General features: G+C 71.1%; 1 protein-coding gene. It reads left to right on the top strand.

Annotated elements, in window-relative coordinates; genetic code table 11:
- Nucleotides 1-1,030 (top strand): IS30 family transposase (locus ACFC02_RS42800; protein ID WP_376368481.1); only part of this gene is annotated, 1,030 nt, incomplete at both ends.

Genomic DNA, 1,030 nt, shown 5'->3' with positions numbered 1-1,030 from the left:
GGCATACTCCCGGCTCGTGCAGCAGGAATACAGCAACGCCGAGGCATGCCGGATCGTCGGCATCGATGCGCGGACCGGCCGGAAGTGGCGCAACGGCCGCTCCGGGGAACGGAACCGGAAGCCGGTACCACCGATCAGTCTGGTGGTGCCGGCTTCCGGCTCGTCGCGGTATCTGTCCGAGGACGAGCGGATCCACATCGCCGACCGGCTACGTGAGAAGGCGACGGTCCGGGCGATCGCCGCGGAGCTGGGCCGAAGCCCGTCCACGGTCAGCCGGGAGATTCGCCGCAACCGCACCGACGGCACACGCGGCCAGTGGCACTACCGTCCACACGCCGCCCAGTCCCGCGCCGATGCCCGCCGTCCCCGCCCCAAGCCTCGCAAGATCCTTCGGGACCCCGAGCTGCGGGACGCCGTCCAGGCGATGCTGGACGAGAAGTGGAGCCCGGAGCAGATCTGCCACGCTCTGCGGGCACAGTTCCCCCAGCGACCGGAGATGCACGTGGTCCACGAGACCGTCTATCAGGCGCTTTACGTCCAGGGCCGGGGTCAACTGCGGCGCGAGCTCGCCGGCGCCCTGCGCTCCGGGCGGGCCCGCCGCAGGCCCCAGCGGCAGGCGAACTGCCGCCAGCCGCGTTTCACCACCCCGATGGTGATGATCAGCGAACGGCCCGCCGAGGCCGCGGACCGGGCCCTGCCCGGCCACTGGGAGGGCGACCTGATCATCGGCAAGGACGGCAGGTCCGCCATCGGCACCCTGGTCGAACGCGCCACCCGCTACGTCATGCTGCTGCACCTGCCCGGCGACCACACCGCCGAGACCGTTCTCACCGCCCTGACCACCACCGCCCAAACCCTGCCCGCCCAGCTGATGCGCTCCCTGACCTGGGACCAGGGCAGCGAGATGGCCCGCCACGCCGAGTTCACCCTCGCCACGGACATCCCGGTCTACTTCTGCGACCCGGCCAGCCCCTGGCAACGCGGCTCCAACGAGAACACCTATTGGTGCAGCCTTGGCGGGCCGGGCTTC

Origin of the sequence: Streptomyces sp. NPDC056160 (assembly GCF_042268205.1) — a bacterium.
GTDB lineage: Bacteria > Actinomycetota > Actinomycetes > Streptomycetales > Streptomycetaceae > Streptomyces.
Note: the sequence above shows the minus strand (reverse complement) of the source record. Positions and strands in the feature narration are given on the sequence as shown.